This is a genomic window from Bacillus cereus group sp. MYBK222-1 (genome assembly GCF_051916425.1).
GTDB lineage: Bacteria > Bacillota > Bacilli > Bacillales > Bacillaceae_G > Bacillus_A > Bacillus_A paranthracis.
Genome location: NZ_JBQAGP010000003.1, coordinates 70397 through 86348, shown reverse-complemented (window position 1 = coordinate 86348; position 15952 = coordinate 70397). Strand labels below are relative to the sequence as shown.

Genomic DNA, 15952 nt, shown 5'->3' with positions numbered 1-15952 from the left:
CCTTTAAAGAACAGTAGTCGTTTATACGGCTACTGTTCTTTTTTCTGAAAAAATGAAATTTTTAGTGACATAAAACTAATACCATTAGTATAATAAAACTAATAGTGTTAGTTTTCGTGAAGAGGGAGATGGGAATATGAGAATGATGCATGAAAAAACGGTATATCAATTGTCATTTTTGCCAAGAGTGTTTCCTGTGAATTGTTACTTTGTGGAGGAAGAAGATGGTTTAACTTTAATTGATGCTGCTTTACCATATAGCGCAAAAGGAATTTTACAGGCGGCTGAGAAAATAGGAAAACCAATTACGAATATTGTATTAACACATGCGCATGATGATCACATCGGTGCATTAGACGCATTAAAGGAAGTACTTCCTTATGTTCCAGTCTACATTTCTAAGCGGGACGCAAAGCTGTTAGAAGGAGATACGACGTTACAAAAGGATGAACCAAATACGCCAATAAAAGGCGGTGTACCTAAAAAGATAAAAACGGTACCTGATATTTTATTAGAAGATGGTGACCGAGTTGGATCGCTGCTTGCTATTATGACACCGGGACATACACCGGGCTCCATGTCGTTTCTTGATATAAGAAATAAAGCTCTTATTGTTGGGGATGCATTTCAAACAAGAGGAGGTACGGCTGTTTCGGGACAAATGAAATTTTGGTTTCCGTTTCCTGCGATGGCAACGTGGAGTAAAGAAATATCATTACAAAGTGCAGAGAAGTTAAGAGAATATGAGCCGTCCTTGCTTGCGGCAGGGCATGGGAAAATGATAAACGATCCAGGGGCTGTCATAGAGCTTGCTATTAAGGAAGCGAAGCGAAATATAGAAAGTAGAAAAGAGGGGTAATTTATGTCACCGAGAATCGGACTTACATTACCGAAAATTGTAGAAACAGCAGCAGAAATAGCAGATGCAAATGGAATACAAGAAGTAACGTTAGCTTCATTAGCGCAAAGGTTAGGGATACGTTCTCCCTCACTATATAATCATGTAAAAGGGTTACAAGATGTACGGAAACATCTTGGTATTTACGGAATCAAACAGCTGTATAACAAACTGGAAGAAGCGGCCGAGGGTAAACGGATGGATGAAGCAATTCATGCTTTAGGAGAAGCGTATGTAGCATTCGTACGCAAACATCCTGGACTATATGAAGCAACCTTTTTACGAGATGAAGAAGTAAGAAAAGCAGGCGACGGAATTGTAAAGCTTTGTCTTCAAGTTTTACAACAGTATGGCTTAGAAGGGGAGAATGCACTTCATGCGACACGTGGATTTAGAAGCATTTGTCACGGATTTGCGTCGATTGAACAGCAGGGTGGATTTGGTTTGCCGTTAGATCTGGATACGAGTTTACATGTATTGTTGGAAACGTTTATTAAAGGATTACATGTTATGCGAAAGTGAATAGGAAGCGGGATAATTAAAAACCTTAGAAGCGATTCTAAGGTTTTTTAGTGCGTATGATTCCTGAATAATGGTAGGTGAAATTGGAAGATTAAAGATTTAGTTCGTCATTGTTAAAAATAGTTTACATCATGTTAAAAATAAATTACAATTAAAATATAGAAAATAATGTAAAAAGGAGAGGTTATGAAACAGAGTGGAATTTTACAAAATAATCTCGTTGTACTTAGAGCAGAAAAACGCTGGTCACAAACTGATTTAGCGAACAAAGCAGGGGTAAGTAGACAAACGATCGCCTCAATTGAAGCGAATCGTTACAATCCATCTTTAATTTTAGCTTTTGAAATTGCACATATTTTAGGTAAGGAGTTTCATGAAGTTTTTCAATATAAAATAGAGGGGGAAACGGAATGAGCGTTGTAATAGGGATCATAATCTCAGTAGCGGGACTAATAGGTGTTTTATATTCCACACGTTTTCAGAAGAATGAGGGGGAAGATGAAAGAGGCGAGCATATTACAGGGAATGCCGCTAAAATTTCATTATTTGTATTTTTATTTCTATATTTAGTTATCTTTTTAATCGGGAATCTATATTCGTTAACAGGCGAACAGTATAAATTGGCAAATGCATTTTTATTAGCTGGAGTGCTTTGTTCGTATGCTTTAACTATCGTAGTTTTGAAAAGAAGATATTAGATGAGAAAGAGCCTCTAGTGGTTTAGAGGCTCTTTTTTGTTAAATGATATTATTTAGCTGGTTTGAAAAATGTAAATATCGCTAAGAAAAAGCAAACGAAACTGAATGCGATGGGATCTTGATAGGGACTAGGCTCAGAGCCCTTTTGGATTCCTGTAAGGAAGTCGTGTGTTTTCATGTTTATTGCTCCTTTATATAAGAATACTTTTAATGAAACTAATACTTACTAATAGAGTTGCACTAATAAACAATAGGAAAAATGTAGTGTTACGATTTTTGTAATTGTTAAGTGCTATAAATAGAAAGCAAATGAGAAATAACATATGTAAAGGAATAGAAGTGAGTAATGGCTTTAAAGTTAATATATCAATCAACAATTTTATATACAGAATTGCATAAACCATTAAGAAGATAATTTTAAAATATTTTTGCATAAGCACACCTACCTACTATGATTTGTTTTGAGATACTATCGTTAGTGTAAGGTGACCTTTTGAAAATTTGTATTTTTCTGTAATTATAACATTTTTCTGTATTTATAAATAGATGTGAAATGTAAGAAGGCTTTTTCATGAATACGATTTAAAAAGAACAGAATACTAAAGAAGAATGAAAGAAGAAAGGTAGGAGTATCCTATGCAAAACTTAACAGAGCTTGAAGTAGAAAACTTACGTCATTTAATTGGTGGACACGCAACAATTATTAACAAGTTGGAGCAGTATGCACAGACGTGTACGGATCCACAACTGAAACAAATGCTACAAAAAGATGCGCAAGATGCACGAAATACGAAACAACAATTAATGACTTTCTTAGGATAGGAGGAAGCGAAAGATGAATGAAAAAGATATGGTAAATGATTATTTAGCAGGATTAAATGCAAGTTTAACAAGTTATGCAAATTATATTGCTCAGTCTGATAATGAACAGTTACACCAAACGTTAATCCAAATTCGTAATCAAGATGAAATGCGCCAACGTAATATGTATGAGTATGCAAAGCAAAAGAGTTATTACAAACCGGCAGCACCTGCAAATCCGATGATTGTACAGCAATTAAAAAGCCAATTAAGTGCGGAATAACAGGAAAAAGAAAACGAGCGAATCTATTCGCTCGTTTTCTTTTTGTATATGTCAATAAATACATAATAAATATTTTTCCAGTTGTAACAAATATGACGAAAATGGAATATAACAATTCACAAAAAGGACAAAAACTTTGCTCAATATTTCGCAAAGTATCCATGGTTTCTATCGTGGGAACCTCTATAATTAGGAGTGTAAGGAACAAAAGAAATAGATTATATGATCAATTAGGAGAGATTGCTATGAAAAGACATACAAGAAAAATTGCAATTATCGGTACTGGATTAGTTGGATCAAGTTGTGCATATTCCATTGTCAATCAAGGCATTTGCGAAGAGCTATTATTAATTGATATAAATCATGAACGTGCAGTTGGGGAAGCAATGGATTTATCACACTGCATTAACTTTACAAATACAAGAACAAAAGTATATGCAGGAAGCTATGAAGACTGCAAAGATATGGACATCGTTATTATTACAGCAGGACCAGCACCAAAGCCAGGACAAAGTCGCTTAGATACTTTAGGAGCGAGTGCAAAGATTATGGAAAGTGTTGTTGGCGGCGTAATGGAAAGTGGATTTGATGGTATTTTCTTACTTGCATCAAACCCAGTTGATATTATTACATATCAAGTGTGGAAATTATCTGGATTACCTAGAAATCGTGTGATCGGTACTGGTACATCACTAGATTCTTCTCGCTTACGAACAATTTTATCTGAAATGTTACATGTAGATCCTCGTAGTATTCATGGGTATTCATTAGGAGAACATGGTGATTCTCAAATGGTTGCTTGGTCACACGTAACTGTTGGTGGAAAACCAATTCTGCAAATATTAGAAGAACAAAAAGAACGATTTGGTGAAATAGATTTAGATGAAATCGTTGAGAAGACTGCAAAAGCCGGATGGGAAATTTATAAACGAAAAGGTACTACTTATTACGGAATCGGAAATTCTCTAGCATATATTGCAAACTCAATCTTTAACGATGATCACCGTGTCATTGCTGTATCAGCTATTTTAGATGGTGAGTATGGTGAATATGATATTTGTACAGGAGTGCCAGCTATTATTACTAGAGATGGTATAAGAGAAATTGTAGAACTAAATTTAACAGAGGATGAAGAATCTCGATTCGCAAAATCAAACGACATTTTACGTGATTATATGAAAACAATTGGTTACTAACTTATAGAAGAAGGTGAAACAAATGAAGGAATATATAATGTCTCGTGTATTTAAAGCATCAGCTGGAATCGCACAAGGTATTTTCGTATCCCTTGGAATTGGTTTACTAATCGAAAATATAGGAAGAATTGTTGATATTCCGTTGCTTATTACAATCGGAGTTGTTGCAAAATCACTTATGGCACCAGCCATTGGTGCTGGAATTGCTTTTATGCTCGGTGCAAACGGTCTTGTAATCTTCTCAGCTATGGTAGCTGGAGCAATTGGTGCCGGATCCATTTCAATTACTGAAGCAGGTCTAATTATTAAAACAGGTGAGCCAATCGGTGCATTATTAACAGCGACTTTAGCTGTATATATTGGTAAACGTTTAAGTGGAAAAACTGCGTTAGATATGATGCTCGTTCCATTTGCGGCAATATTAGGTTCTGGTTTAGTCGGTATTTGGTTATCTCATAATATTACTCCTGTTTTAAATGCAGTTGGAGCATTCATTAAAGATAGTTCAGCTGGTAGCCCGTTTATCGCTTCTATCGTCATTGCAGTCGTTTGGGGACTATTACTTATCTCTCCAGCTTCATCAGCTGCGTTAGCGATCGCACTTAGCTTAGATGGTGTTGCAGGTGGTGCTGCTCTTGCAGGCTGCGTTGCTCAGTTTATCGGATTCTCTGTCATCTCAGCGAAAGAAAATAATTTAGGTGGCATATTAGCTCAAGCACTTTGTACTCCGAAAGTACAGTTGCCAAATATCACTAAAAATCCAATGATTCTCGTCCCAACTGTCGTCGCCAGTGCGATAGTTGGTCCAGTATCCGCATTAATTTTCCAACTGGAAGCAGGAAAAGAAATTGCAGGTCTTGGATTAAGTTCTCTTATCGCACCAATTAATTTAATTTCCAGCGAAGGATGGGAAGTTGTCCCAGCGATGGTAATCACTTATATCGTCATTCCAGTAGCTGTTTCTTATATACTTTACATTGCTCTTAAAAAAGCAGGTCGTATTCACTCTGGTGATATGACTGTACCGCAATCTTAACTTGAAAATCTCCTTTTATATAGAGAAAAGCAGACTGAGAAGCCACAGTCTGCTTTTTACATTTTATGATTTTGTTTTACTGGAACACGTACGGTTTCTTTTGCTAATAAAAGCTGAACGCCGAAGTAGAGTATGCTTGCAAGCGTCATTCCAGAAATGGCGTCTACAAATGCGTGTTGCTTCGTAAATAGCGTTGATAAAATAATAAGCGTACCGAAGAAGGTAAGAATGTAATATTCAAAAGCATGTTGTTCTCTACGTCTAAAGGCAGCTAACATAATGATAAAGGTAGTAAGAACGTGAATGCTAGGGAAACAGTTCACCGGTTGATCGATACTATAAATATAGCGGACTAGTTCGGAAAATACGTCTGTTCCAACGACGGTTGGACGTGGTACAGTTGTTTGCCAAAAATAATAAATAGAAAAACAAGCAAGTTTTCCAAGAATGATACTACTTAAAGTGACATAATATTGTTTTCGATCTGCAAAGCAGTAATAAATAAGTGCGCCGTATAAGTAAGGAAACCAAATTAAATAAGGAATAATAAATGCTTTCACAAATGGAATCCAATCATCTACTACAGTTGTGACATCTACTGCGTGTACAGTCGATTTATTTAATACATCGTAAAGGGGACTTACGAGTACGAGTAGAAGTATATAACTTAACGGAAGAAAAGATGAAAGTTTAAATTTCTTCATGATAATCTCCTATGTTTAGTAATGTAAGTAAATTCAATTGATTATAATATAGAAACGCAATTTGGGCTATCGATTTTACTTACATTTTCTTGAATGAACCTTACGTTTTTGTCACTTGACTGAAAAGAAGAGGAGGGTGCTAAATGAAGCGTTTATCGTATTTCTTAGTTTTTATATTCATATGCCTAGTCGGTGCTGGGTGTGCAAAGGATAAAGAAGGAGAGAAATTAGAATATAACGGAAGAGCACTCGTAATTGGAGTTGTTGGAGAAAAACCGAAAGATACGTTTAGGAATGTAAAGTTTGAGGAAATAAAGTTAGAGGAACTGGAAAAGAAATCTAAGGAAGTAGATGGTTTTCTAATAATGAAAGATCACTTTCAAGAAGCCTCAACAGAGCAATATAAAAATGTATTTTCATCACTAAAGAAACCAGTATTTTTTATCGGTTTACAAGATAAATCATATTCGATTTTTATTACAAAAGGGATAGAGTATAACAGTGCCCGAAAAGATGTAAATGCGATGTATACGCAAGGGTTTGCAAATATCGGAAGTGGTGAAGGACAACAATGGGCAGTTGGTTTATCTAATGGCGGAAATACAGAAGAAAGTATTCATAATATGTATATCGTCGTATTTCAAACAATTGCAGATTATTTGAATAGATGAGGAAGAAGCCTGTAAACAAGGTTTCTCCTTTATTTTGCATTCAGGAATTGGTTATATAATGGTCCAAATGATTCCATTTTTATGAGGTTACTAGTAGGGCTTTTTTATTAACAGTAATTCCTCAATATACACGAAATATGCAAATATGCATATTGTATTTATTTGGAATTTTTTTATGTTAAAATTAAATATAGAGATTTTTATATGTAATGAACTAAAATTAGAAATATCCAATGAATTTTGAGAGGTGTTACATGTTTAAAAATAAGAAATTAATTCGATTCGGTCTAACATTACTTGTATGTTTATTTGTAATTGATTTTACAATCAGTTATTTTCAAACATATCTTGAATCAGCGGCAGGTATTAAATGGGCAGTATCAGAAACTTGGAGAACTATTTTGTTAGATGCCCCTGAAAGTATATTGGTTATTTTAGGCGCAATTGCTTTATATGATTTCACAAAAGAAACATCGCCAAAAGACGCATCTATTTAAATGCGTCTTTTTTATTTCATGCAATTAGCAATTTTGTGGATGGTAGTCTTGCTATCAATGATAGAGCATTATGCCATACAATGAAGATAATATTAGAAATTTATGGGGATGATTACGTTGAGGGAATTTTTAATTAGTTATGCTGCAAGCCTGCTTACTTTTACTATTATATGGTTCTTAATACCGTATATTTCGGATCCTAGTTATTCTAACGAGAATGGTTTACCTAACATAGTTGGATTTATTGTAATTCTCATCATATTTGGTAGTGTATTAGATCTTGTAGCTTGCCTAATTGGAGAAGTGTTATACAGGAACATAAAACAATGTAGGAAGTTTCGAGTTGGAATTCCTGTATTTATTGGACTATCTCTTATCTATATATTTATACTCTCTCTTTTTACTATTACTAGTGCATATGCTTCTAGTTTAGTTGCACCTATTATTATGGGTTCCTTAGCTTTTTATGTAGTACGTAGAAAAATATAATTAACCTCAGCTAACGATAATGATGTAAATAAGCTAGTGGCGATTCCGCAAAGAGTTTAAATAAACTACGAAAAAGTAGAAAAGTATACATTTCTGCTTTAATAAAGGATACGTTTACCTTTAGATTGATGATAAAAAAGAAGTGCTCCTGTTTCTAAGCAAGGGCACTTCTTTTTATATTTCAGTCAGTAATTTGAATTTCATATTCTCAGGAGCAGTTACTTTTGCTTTATTGATGATAGGCTTAATAACTTTTTTATGGGCTCACTACTACGGTCAAAATCGTTAGTTCCTTTCATCTGTACGCCTTTGTCATGTAAAGTGTTTCCGGGTTTTGTGACTATAGGCTGAACTGGTTAAATAAACGTTTGTTTAAGATGTATGTTCGGCAGGAAGAAAACGATGCAGCTCAAGGGTTAATAAAGAAAAAAGGAAATTAATCAAACGTTTGTTTAAGATGTATGTTCGGTAGGAAGAAAGCGATACAGCTCAAGGGTTAACAAAGAAAAAAGGGGAGTTAATCAAACGTTTGTTTAAGATATATGTTCGGAGAGTGATAAGAGAAGAATCTAAAAAAATTTATATATTTATTTTTCCTTAACAAATGGCGGAAAAATAAGAAAAATTTGCAGGATTATTAAAAATTATCACGAAATAAGTAAAAGTTTAGCGAATAATCGTTTGAAATAATAAAACGTTTTCTATATGATAAAGGTAAAGGTTAGTAAAAAAGTAGGTGAATTTATGACAGTAACATTTTATTCATATCCAAAGTGTGGCACATGTCAAAAAGCAAAGAAATGGTTTGAGGCAAACGATGTAGCATATGAGATGATTCATATTGTTGAAAATCCACCATCAAAAGAAGATTTACGTAATTTACATGAAAAAAGTGAATTACCATTAAAAAAATTCTTTAATACAAGTGGAATGCGTTACCGTGAACTTGGTCTGAAAGATAAGTTAAAAGATGCAAGTGAAGACGAAATGTACGAGCTTTTAGCATCTGATGGCATGTTGATTAAACGTCCAATTGTAACAGATGGAACGAAGGTAACACTTGGTTTTAACGAAGAGCAGTTTGAAAGTGTGTGGAAAAAGTACCAATAAGGTATTTTTACATAATTAATACATTCACTGGAGGTACAGTCATGAGCATTCCAAATAATTTACGTTACTCTGAAGAACACGAATGGGTAAAAACTGAAGGTAATGAAGTTGTTATCGGTATTACTCACTTTGCACAAAGTGAGCTAGGCGATATCGTATTCGTTGAACTTCCAGAAGTAGGTGCAACAATCGAAGCTGACGAGCCATTCGGAAGCGTAGAATCTGTTAAAACAGTTTCTGAATTATACGCACCTGTAAGCGGTAAAGTTGTAGCAGTAAACGAAGAATTAAGTGACCAACCAGAACTTGTTAACGAATCTCCATACGAGGGTGCATGGATGGTTAAAGTTGAACTTTCTGATGCAAGCCAAGTTGAGAAGTTATTAACTGCTGAAAAATATGCAGAAATGACAAACCAAGACTAATTATAGTCGACTGAAGGACAGCCTTTGTGCTGTCCTTTTTTATTTTGTGTTACATAATGCATTTAAAAACGAGCGCAAATGAATAAGCTATTATGGGAATGAATGTTTTTCGATAAGGTTTCATGGGGCTTTGTAATCTGAACGAGCCGCTTGCGCTTTTCATTATGATCCAGCTCCAGCGGCTAGAACAGTCGGTCATTTCACTCCTTCACTTGAGGCAAAAGGCGCCTCTAGTTCAGGAGTTCGGGTGTCCTCCTGTTCTAAACGAGCCGCTTGCGCTTTTCATTGTCTAGCTCCACCTCCTAGCCCTTCATGTCTAAGAACCTTCCGCACGAGAAGACAAAAAGCGTCTTCTGTGTGAAAGAACCTTAGCCAACAGGGCTAAACAGTCGGTTCCGCTTTTCACTATGATCCAGCTTCAGCGGCTAGATTGTTCGGTGGCTTCGCTTCTTCCTGCAAGGCAAAAAGCGCCTTTACGTCAGAAGCTCCATCCCCCTCACAATCTGAACGAGCCGCTTGCGCTTTTCTTTTGCAAAAATAAACAGGAAACAACATGAAAATAACGAATATACTATATACTAAGTTAAAGGTTGTATAGTATATGGTGATCGGGTGATGACATATGATTTATGTAGAAAAAGTCATTATTGTAGAAGGTACATCAGATAGAAGAAAGATTGAATCTATTATTCGGGAACCGGTGGAAATTGTTTGTACAAATGGTACAATTGGTTTGTCGAAAATGGATGAGCTCGTTGATCAGTTTTTTGATAAGGAAGTGTATGTCCTAGTGGATGCTGATGATGCTGGAGAAAAGTTAAGGAAACAGTTTCGAAAAGAATTTCCGCAAGCAGAGCATATTTATATTGATCGCTCGTACCGGGAAGTGGCAACAGCGCCATCTTCACACTTAGCAAATGTATTATGGGGAGCTGACATTGACGTTTATACAGAATATTTACGGTAAGGAATGATAGAAGTGATTGATTGGACAGGAGCCGAAGCTACAGCCCTAATAGAGAACGAAGAAAAAACAGTGTTATATGTATATACTCCAATGTGTGGAACATGCCAATTAGCAAAAAAGATGTTAACAGTCGTTGAGATGACAATTGAAGATTTGAAAATTGGGATGTTAGATTTAAATTATGCTCCGCATTTCGCGAAAGAGTATGGAATTGAAAGTGTACCGTGTTTACTTGTTTTTGAAAATGGGACACTCATGAAGAAGATATATGCATTTCATTCGGTTGAATATTTATATACGGAATTAAAGTAGGCGGCAAAGTTTTTGCCGCCTCGACATATTTCTTGGGAAATATGTCGAGATGCAGGGTGGTTACAGTATTTGTCGAGCGAAAGTAACAGGATTGCTCTTTAGTGAGAGGGAATGGTATGTAATAGAAAGTGATATGAAGGATGTGATTTAGAGTGGAATTATATTCTTTGCTTCAATCATTTGTAAATTACGCTAATGGTCAATATCATTTAGAGCCGCTTTTAAGACAAGGAGAAAAAACTGTTAATTTCCGCTTTGGAGATGAAAGTTGTTCGTTACAAATTTCAAGAGATTATATAGAACTGTTGAAAGAAGAAAGAGGAACGGAGCAAATCGTTTGTGTAGATGAAGAAGATGTAAAACAATTGGTGAATGGCAATGTACGATTGCAAACGTTAATGAACGATGGACGTATACAATATTCGGGAACGTATCGAACGATGTTATTAATTGAATCGATGTTTCATATATGTAAACCGATGTCAGTGGGCGCTTAAAATTCTGAAGTTTCGTTTTTTACAAAAATTTCTGTTGACATGGTGTGTGGATATTGATACAATTCAATTCATAAAATATAGACAATTTCATAAATTACAAATCAGACGAAAATGTAATCTGATTTCTCTTATCAAGAGAGGTGGAGGGACTGTGCCCTGTGAAGCCCGGCAACCGTCAACTTATGTTGAAATGGTGCCAATTCCTGCAAAGCAAATGCTTTGAGAGATGAGAGAGAGGGATAATGTTGTTATATACGCATATAAACCTTTCTGCTTCTCTAAAGCGGAAAGGTTTTTTTGTTGTTTGAATGTGGAGGACATTCAAATAATAAAAGTAATGAGAACGGTAGACTACACGCATCAAAAATAAAAAATTGCGGAGTCGACCTAAACAAAAAAGGGGTGATACACCATGATTCTATTAGAGAATGTAAAGAAAATATATAAAGCAAAAAGCGGTGATGTCACTGCTGTAGATAATGCCAATTTAAAAATAGAGAAAGGTGAAATATTTGGTGTTATCGGATATAGTGGCGCTGGAAAAAGTTCTTTAATTCGATTATTCAATCAGTTGGAGAAACCAACTTCAGGTCAAATTACAATTGCCAATCGCGTCATTTCAGCGATTACAGGAAGCGAACTTCGTAAGGCAAGACAAGAGATCGGAATGATTTTTCAACACTTCAACTTACTTTGGTCACGAACTGTACGTGAAAATATTGAGTTCCCACTTGAAATTGCAGGTGTTGATAAGGCGAAGAGAAGAAAACGCGTTGATGAGCTAATTCATCTTGTTGGATTAGAAGGAAGAGGAGACGCGTACCCATCTCAGCTGAGCGGAGGACAAAAGCAACGCGTTGGGATTGCAAGAGCGTTAGCTAACAATCCGCAAGTACTTTTATGTGATGAAGCAACGTCAGCTCTTGATCCAGAAACGACAGATCAAATTTTAGATCTATTATTAGATATTAATAAACGTCTCGGTTTAACGATTGTACTCATTACACACGAGATGCACGTAATTCGAAAGATTTGTAATCGCGTTGCGGTAATGGAGAAAGGAAAGATTGTAGAAACAGGTCCAGTACTTGATGTATTCCGTAATCCGCAGCAAGACATTACGAAACGATTTGTACAGCAGTTAACGGATTCTGAAGATACAAATGAAACGATTGAAAGTTTAATTGAAAAATATCCAGATGGAAAAGTAATTCGTTTGCAGTTTATCGGTGAAGCGGTAGAAAGACCAGTACTTCAAAGGTTAATGCAGCGCAGTGATATAGAAGTTAGCATTTTGCAAGGAAATATTGCACAAACGAATAACGGCTCTTACGGTAGTTTAGTTGTTCATTTAAATGGTGAGGAAACAGCGATTCAGCAAGCAATAGAGGGAATACATCAAGATCAAGTAGAGCTGGAGGTGATTGCACATGGATAAATTACTCACAAATGTTGATTGGAATCAAATGTTAGAAGCAACGGGTGAAACGTTATATATGACGGCAATCGCAGCTCTTGCCACATTTGTTTTAGGACTCATTTTAGGATTGTTACTCTTTATGACAGCGAAAGATAATTTATGGGAAAACAAAGCGGTTAACACGGCGATTGGAGCGTTCGTAAACATTTTCCGCTCGATACCGTTCATTATTTTAATCATTTTATTAATCCCATTCACAAAGATTCTGCTTGGAACAATTCTTGGAGCGAGTGCAGCACTTCCAGCTTTAATTATTGGAGCGGCACCGTTTTACGCGAGAATGGTTGAAATCGCCCTTCGTGAAATTGATAAAGGTGTAATTGAAGCTTCAAAAGCGATGGGAGCAAAAACAAGCACAATTATTTTGAAGGTGTTAATTCCAGAATCGTTACCAGCATTAGTATCTGGTATTACGGTTACGACAATTGCTTTAGTAGGCTATACAGCAATGGCGGGAGTTGTTGGTGCTGGTGGCCTTGGAACACTTGCTTATTTAGAAGGATTCCAACGAGGAAATAACGACGTAACAATCGTTGCGACAATTTGTGTATTACTAGTTGTATTTTTCATTCAATGGATTGGTGATCGTGTAACGACTCGAATAGATAAACGATAATAAAAAACGGGAGGATGTTTCAAATGAAAAAATTATTACTGACAGCACTTATTTCAACTTCAATTTTTGGGTTAGCTGCTTGTGGCGGGAAAGATAACGATGAAAAGAAACTAGTTGTTGGTGCTTCTAACGTACCGCACGCTGAAATTTTAGAAAAGGCAAAACCGTTACTTGAGAAAAAAGGAATTGAATTAGAAGTGAAAAAATTCCAAGACTACGTATTACCAAATAAATCGTTAGCGGATAAGGATTTAGATGCAAACTACTTCCAGCACATTCCGTATTTAGAAAAAGAAATGAAAGATAAAAAATATGATTTTGAAGTAGCAGGAAAAATTCATTTAGAACCGATTGGTGTATATTCTCAAAAATATAAGAGCTTAAAAGAACTTCCAGACGGAGCGACAATTATTATGAGTAATTCAGTTGCTGATCATGGACGTGGTTTAGCAATTTTACAAAAAGAAGGCATTTTAAAAATTAAAGATGGGGTGGATCCAGTTAAAGCAACTCCAAAAGATATTGCGGATAACCCGAAAAACTTGAAATTCAAAACAGATATTGAGCCTGGTTTATTACCACAGGTGTATAACAATAAAGAAGGCGACGCGGTTTTAATTAACTCGAACTATGCAATTGATGCGAAGTTAAACCCAGAAAAAGATGCAATTGCAATTGAAAGTAATGATTCACCATACGCAAACGTAGTAGCTGTTCGTAAAGGCGATAAAGATAAGAAAGAGATTAAAGCTCTTGTAGAAGTATTACATTCTAAAGAAATCGAAGACTTCATTAATAAAGAATATAAAGGGGCAGTTGTTCCTGTAAAAGAATAATTGCTGTAAAAGGGCTGGTGTATGCCAGCTTTTTTATAACTACATAATTATACGGGAGAAGGGGACATCATATGAAAAAGATTCTATTGTCAGTTGTTACAGCGTTGTCTGTATTTACATTAGCTGCTTGCGGAGGGAAAGAGGAGAATAAGCTTGTTGTGGGAGCTTCTAACGTACCGCACGCTGTTATTTTAGAAAAGGCACAGCCGATATTAGAGAAAAAGGGAATTAAATTAGAAATTAAAAAATTCCAAGATTATGTGTTGCCAAATAAAGCGTTAGCGGATAAGGAAATTGATGCGAACTACTTCCAACACATTCCTTATTTAGATAAAGAAATCCAAGAAAAAGGATATAAAATTGTAAACGCGGGAAAAATTCATTTAGAACCAATGGGTATTTATTCGAAGAAATATAAAAGCTTAAAAGACTTACCAGATGGCGGGACAGTGATTATGAGTAATAACGTAGCGGAGCGTGGCCGTATGCTAGCACTGTTACAAAAAGGCGGCGTTATTAAACTAAAAGACGGAGTAGATGTTGTGAAAGCAACAGTAAAAGATGTTGTAGAAAATCCGAAAAACTTAAAGTTTAAAACAGATGTAGAGCCTGGGCTTTCACCAAAGTTATATGAAAATAATGAAGGTGATGCATTATTTATTAATTCAAACTATGCAATTGACGCAAAATTAAATCCAACAAAGGATGCGATTGCGATTGAAAGATCAGACTCTCCGTATGCAAATATTATTGCAGTTCGTAAAGGTGACGAGAAGAAAAAAGAAATTAAAGAGCTAGTAGAAGTACTGCATTCAAAAGAAATTCAAGATTTTATTAATAAAGAATATAAAGGTGCTGTACTTCCGGTAAGTGAATAAATATAAGGAAAGGACTGGAAAATTACCAGTCCTTTTTTCTTTATATAAATAAGAAGAAAGGTGTATCATAGAAAGATGTGAAGGAAATACTTATATACATTTGTGAAAAAATTGTTACTTTTTTTCGTCGTTTGCGATATCATTTTATTTGATATAAAATTAGAATGAGAATAAAATGAGAATATGAACGTTTTAGGAATTTTTAAAATGTATATATAGGATTAATGGAGGTATTGAGATGGCTGGTTCTACATTAACGGTTAAAGACTTACACGTATCAATTGATGGCAAAGAAATTTTAAAAGGTGTAAACCTTGAAGTAAAAGGTGGAGAAATCCACGCAATTATGGGACCTAACGGAACAGGTAAATCAACTTTATCTTCTGCAATTATGGGTCACCCAAAATATGAAGTAACAGAAGGTAGCATCATCATCGACGGTGAAGATGTATTAGAAATGGAAGTAGATGAGCGCGCACAAGCAGGTCTATTCCTAGCAATGCAATATCCAAGTGAAATTAGCGGAGTAACAAACGCTGACTTCTTACGTTCTGCAATTAACGCACGTCGTGAAGAAGGCGATGAAATTTCTCTTATGAAATTTATCCGTAAATTAGATAAAAACATGGAATTCCTAGAAATGGATCCAGAAATGGCACAACGTTACTTAAACGAAGGTTTCTCTGGCGGTGAGAAAAAACGTAACGAAATTCTTCAATTAATGATGATTGAGCCAAAAATCGCAATCTTAGACGAAATTGACTCAGGTCTTGATATCGATGCATTAAAAGTTGTATCTAAAGGTATTAACGAAATGCGCGGCGAAGACTTCGGTTGCCTAATGATTACGCATTACCAACGTTTATTAAACTACATCACTCCAGACTTCGTTCACGTTATGATGAACGGTCGTATCGTTAAATCTGGTGGACCTGAGCTTGCACAACGTCTAGAAGCTGAAGGTTACGACTGGATTAAAAAAGAATTAGGTATTGAAGACGAAACAACAGAGCAAGAAGCGTAAGAGAGGAGCATA

Annotated in this window: 22 protein-coding genes and 1 riboswitch; of the genes, 21 read left to right on the top strand and 1 reads right to left on the bottom strand. The window is 35.6% G+C overall.

Going from position 1 to position 15952, the window contains the following annotated elements; genetic code table 11:
- Positions 1 to 136: 136 nt before the first annotated feature.
- The 8 genes from ACTFR9_RS16445 to ACTFR9_RS16410 all read left to right on the top strand — a co-directional run bounded on the left by ACTFR9_RS16445 (position 137) and on the right by ACTFR9_RS16410 (position 5434).
- A complete protein-coding gene (locus tag ACTFR9_RS16445) occupies positions 137 to 859 on the top strand; it encodes an MBL fold metallo-hydrolase (RefSeq protein ID WP_073541770.1) in 723 nt (240 codons plus the stop codon).
- Positions 860 to 862: 3 nt separating this feature from the next.
- Positions 863 to 1420 carry a TetR/AcrR family transcriptional regulator gene (locus tag ACTFR9_RS16440; RefSeq protein ID WP_073541771.1) on the top strand — a complete coding sequence of 186 codons (558 nt, stop codon included), beginning with the start codon at positions 863 to 865 and terminating at the stop codon, positions 1418 to 1420.
- A gap of 186 nt (positions 1421 to 1606) precedes the next feature.
- Entirely contained in the window at positions 1607 to 1834 is a 228-nt protein-coding gene (locus tag ACTFR9_RS16435; RefSeq protein WP_000813828.1) for a helix-turn-helix transcriptional regulator, read from the top strand.
- A complete protein-coding gene (locus ACTFR9_RS16430; RefSeq protein WP_000117695.1) occupies positions 1831 to 2118 on the top strand; it encodes a DUF2178 domain-containing protein in 288 nt (95 codons plus the stop codon). The genes ACTFR9_RS16435 and ACTFR9_RS16430 overlap by 4 nt, the downstream gene beginning before the upstream one ends.
- Positions 2119 to 2754: 636 nt before the next feature.
- Positions 2755 to 2940, top strand: coding sequence for a hypothetical protein (locus ACTFR9_RS16425; protein WP_001180555.1), 186 nt, complete (start codon positions 2755 to 2757; stop codon positions 2938 to 2940).
- A 13-nt stretch (positions 2941 to 2953) separates the two neighbouring features.
- Complete coding sequence (locus ACTFR9_RS16420; RefSeq protein ID WP_001002987.1) at positions 2954 to 3202, top strand: spore coat protein; 249 nt, start codon at positions 2954 to 2956, stop codon at positions 3200 to 3202.
- 245 nt (positions 3203 to 3447) lie between these two features.
- Positions 3448 to 4398 carry an L-lactate dehydrogenase gene (locus ACTFR9_RS16415; protein WP_000820657.1) on the top strand — a complete coding sequence of 317 codons (951 nt, stop codon included), beginning with the start codon at positions 3448 to 3450 and terminating at the stop codon, positions 4396 to 4398.
- 22 nt (positions 4399 to 4420) lie between these two features.
- Entirely contained in the window at positions 4421 to 5434 is a 1014-nt protein-coding gene (locus ACTFR9_RS16410; protein ID WP_000666170.1) for a PTS transporter subunit IIC, read from the top strand.
- A gap of 56 nt (positions 5435 to 5490) precedes the next feature.
- Here ACTFR9_RS16410 and ACTFR9_RS16405 read toward each other — a convergent pair whose 3' ends face one another.
- Entirely contained in the window at positions 5491 to 6138 is a 648-nt protein-coding gene (locus tag ACTFR9_RS16405; protein WP_000713754.1) for a phosphatase PAP2 family protein, read from the bottom strand.
- Positions 6139 to 6281: 143 nt separating this feature from the next.
- Here ACTFR9_RS16405 and ACTFR9_RS16400 point away from each other — a divergent pair, with 143 nt between their 5' ends.
- From ACTFR9_RS16400 to sufC, 13 genes are all read left to right on the top strand, one after another.
- Positions 6282 to 6809 carry a hypothetical protein gene (locus ACTFR9_RS16400; RefSeq protein ID WP_000826892.1) on the top strand — a complete coding sequence of 176 codons (528 nt, stop codon included), beginning with the start codon at positions 6282 to 6284 and terminating at the stop codon, positions 6807 to 6809.
- Between the two features lie 254 nt (positions 6810 to 7063).
- Entirely contained in the window at positions 7064 to 7306 is a 243-nt protein-coding gene (locus ACTFR9_RS16395) for a DUF3937 family protein (RefSeq protein ID WP_000475829.1), read from the top strand.
- Between the two features lie 117 nt (positions 7307 to 7423).
- On the top strand, positions 7424 to 7795 hold the full coding sequence (locus tag ACTFR9_RS16390; protein WP_001206595.1) for a hypothetical protein: 372 nt from the start codon (positions 7424 to 7426) through the stop codon (positions 7793 to 7795).
- Positions 7796 to 8539: 744 nt separating this feature from the next.
- Entirely contained in the window at positions 8540 to 8905 is a 366-nt protein-coding gene (locus ACTFR9_RS16385) for an arsenate reductase family protein (RefSeq protein WP_000218967.1), read from the top strand.
- Positions 8906 to 8946: 41 nt separating this feature from the next.
- A complete protein-coding gene (gene gcvH, locus ACTFR9_RS16380) occupies positions 8947 to 9330 on the top strand; it encodes a glycine cleavage system protein GcvH (RefSeq protein WP_000026900.1) in 384 nt (127 codons plus the stop codon).
- Positions 9331 to 9952: 622 nt separating this feature from the next.
- Positions 9953 to 10297 carry a toprim domain-containing protein gene (locus ACTFR9_RS16375; RefSeq protein ID WP_000640869.1) on the top strand — a complete coding sequence of 115 codons (345 nt, stop codon included), beginning with the start codon at positions 9953 to 9955 and terminating at the stop codon, positions 10295 to 10297.
- Positions 10298 to 10300: 3 nt separating this feature from the next.
- Complete coding sequence (locus ACTFR9_RS16370) at positions 10301 to 10609, top strand: thioredoxin family protein (protein ID WP_001998544.1); 309 nt, start codon at positions 10301 to 10303, stop codon at positions 10607 to 10609.
- A gap of 152 nt (positions 10610 to 10761) precedes the next feature.
- Entirely contained in the window at positions 10762 to 11106 is a 345-nt protein-coding gene (locus ACTFR9_RS16365) for a hypothetical protein (protein ID WP_000424933.1), read from the top strand.
- A 125-nt stretch (positions 11107 to 11231) separates the two neighbouring features.
- A riboswitch (SAM riboswitch) is annotated at positions 11232 to 11339 on the top strand.
- 179 nt (positions 11340 to 11518) lie between these two features.
- The gene (locus ACTFR9_RS16360) at positions 11519 to 12544 is read left to right on the top strand and encodes a methionine ABC transporter ATP-binding protein (RefSeq protein ID WP_000601776.1); all 1026 of its coding nucleotides are present in this window, start codon (positions 11519 to 11521) and stop codon (positions 12542 to 12544) included.
- Positions 12537 to 13202 (top strand): methionine ABC transporter permease, encoded by a 666-nt coding sequence (locus ACTFR9_RS16355; RefSeq protein WP_000359556.1) that lies wholly within the window; start codon positions 12537 to 12539, stop codon positions 13200 to 13202. The genes ACTFR9_RS16360 and ACTFR9_RS16355 overlap by 8 nt, the downstream gene beginning before the upstream one ends.
- 23 nt (positions 13203 to 13225) lie before the next feature.
- On the top strand, positions 13226 to 14038 hold the full coding sequence (gene metQ, locus ACTFR9_RS16350) for a methionine ABC transporter substrate-binding lipoprotein MetQ (RefSeq protein ID WP_000735115.1): 813 nt from the start codon (positions 13226 to 13228) through the stop codon (positions 14036 to 14038).
- A gap of 71 nt (positions 14039 to 14109) precedes the next feature.
- Complete coding sequence (metQ, locus tag ACTFR9_RS16345) at positions 14110 to 14916, top strand: methionine ABC transporter substrate-binding lipoprotein MetQ (protein ID WP_000722403.1); 807 nt, start codon at positions 14110 to 14112, stop codon at positions 14914 to 14916.
- A gap of 238 nt (positions 14917 to 15154) precedes the next feature.
- The gene (sufC, locus tag ACTFR9_RS16340) at positions 15155 to 15940 is read left to right on the top strand and encodes a Fe-S cluster assembly ATPase SufC (RefSeq protein WP_000929157.1); all 786 of its coding nucleotides are present in this window, start codon (positions 15155 to 15157) and stop codon (positions 15938 to 15940) included.
- The last annotated feature ends 12 nt before the right edge of the window (positions 15941 to 15952 follow it).

Coding starts and splice junctions, on each gene's coding strand:
- ACTFR9_RS16435 (WP_000813828.1), top strand. CDS start 1,607: ATGAAACAGAGTGGAATTTTACAAAATAATCTCGTTGTACTTAGAGCA.
- ACTFR9_RS16395 (WP_000475829.1), top strand. CDS start 7,064: ATGTTTAAAAATAAGAAATTAATTCGATTCGGTCTAACATTACTTGTA.
- ACTFR9_RS16405 (WP_000713754.1), bottom strand. CDS start 6,138: ATGAAGAAATTTAAACTTTCATCTTTTCTTCCGTTAAGTTATATACTT.
- ACTFR9_RS16420 (WP_001002987.1), top strand. CDS start 2,954: ATGAATGAAAAAGATATGGTAAATGATTATTTAGCAGGATTAAATGCA.
- ACTFR9_RS16375 (WP_000640869.1), top strand. CDS start 9,953: ATGATTTATGTAGAAAAAGTCATTATTGTAGAAGGTACATCAGATAGA.
- ACTFR9_RS16440 (WP_073541771.1), top strand. CDS start 863: ATGTCACCGAGAATCGGACTTACATTACCGAAAATTGTAGAAACAGCA.
- ACTFR9_RS16370 (WP_001998544.1), top strand. CDS start 10,301: ATGATAGAAGTGATTGATTGGACAGGAGCCGAAGCTACAGCCCTAATA.
- ACTFR9_RS16430 (WP_000117695.1), top strand. CDS start 1,831: ATGAGCGTTGTAATAGGGATCATAATCTCAGTAGCGGGACTAATAGGT.
- ACTFR9_RS16355 (WP_000359556.1), top strand. CDS start 12,537: ATGGATAAATTACTCACAAATGTTGATTGGAATCAAATGTTAGAAGCA.
- ACTFR9_RS16385 (WP_000218967.1), top strand. CDS start 8,540: ATGACAGTAACATTTTATTCATATCCAAAGTGTGGCACATGTCAAAAA.
- sufC (WP_000929157.1), top strand. CDS start 15,155: ATGGCTGGTTCTACATTAACGGTTAAAGACTTACACGTATCAATTGAT.
- ACTFR9_RS16415 (WP_000820657.1), top strand. CDS start 3,448: ATGAAAAGACATACAAGAAAAATTGCAATTATCGGTACTGGATTAGTT.
- ACTFR9_RS16360 (WP_000601776.1), top strand. CDS start 11,519: ATGATTCTATTAGAGAATGTAAAGAAAATATATAAAGCAAAAAGCGGT.
- metQ (WP_000722403.1), top strand. CDS start 14,110: ATGAAAAAGATTCTATTGTCAGTTGTTACAGCGTTGTCTGTATTTACA.
- metQ (WP_000735115.1), top strand. CDS start 13,226: ATGAAAAAATTATTACTGACAGCACTTATTTCAACTTCAATTTTTGGG.
- ACTFR9_RS16400 (WP_000826892.1), top strand. CDS start 6,282: ATGAAGCGTTTATCGTATTTCTTAGTTTTTATATTCATATGCCTAGTC.
- gcvH (WP_000026900.1), top strand. CDS start 8,947: ATGAGCATTCCAAATAATTTACGTTACTCTGAAGAACACGAATGGGTA.
- ACTFR9_RS16410 (WP_000666170.1), top strand. CDS start 4,421: ATGAAGGAATATATAATGTCTCGTGTATTTAAAGCATCAGCTGGAATC.
- ACTFR9_RS16425 (WP_001180555.1), top strand. CDS start 2,755: ATGCAAAACTTAACAGAGCTTGAAGTAGAAAACTTACGTCATTTAATT.
- ACTFR9_RS16445 (WP_073541770.1), top strand. CDS start 137: ATGAGAATGATGCATGAAAAAACGGTATATCAATTGTCATTTTTGCCA.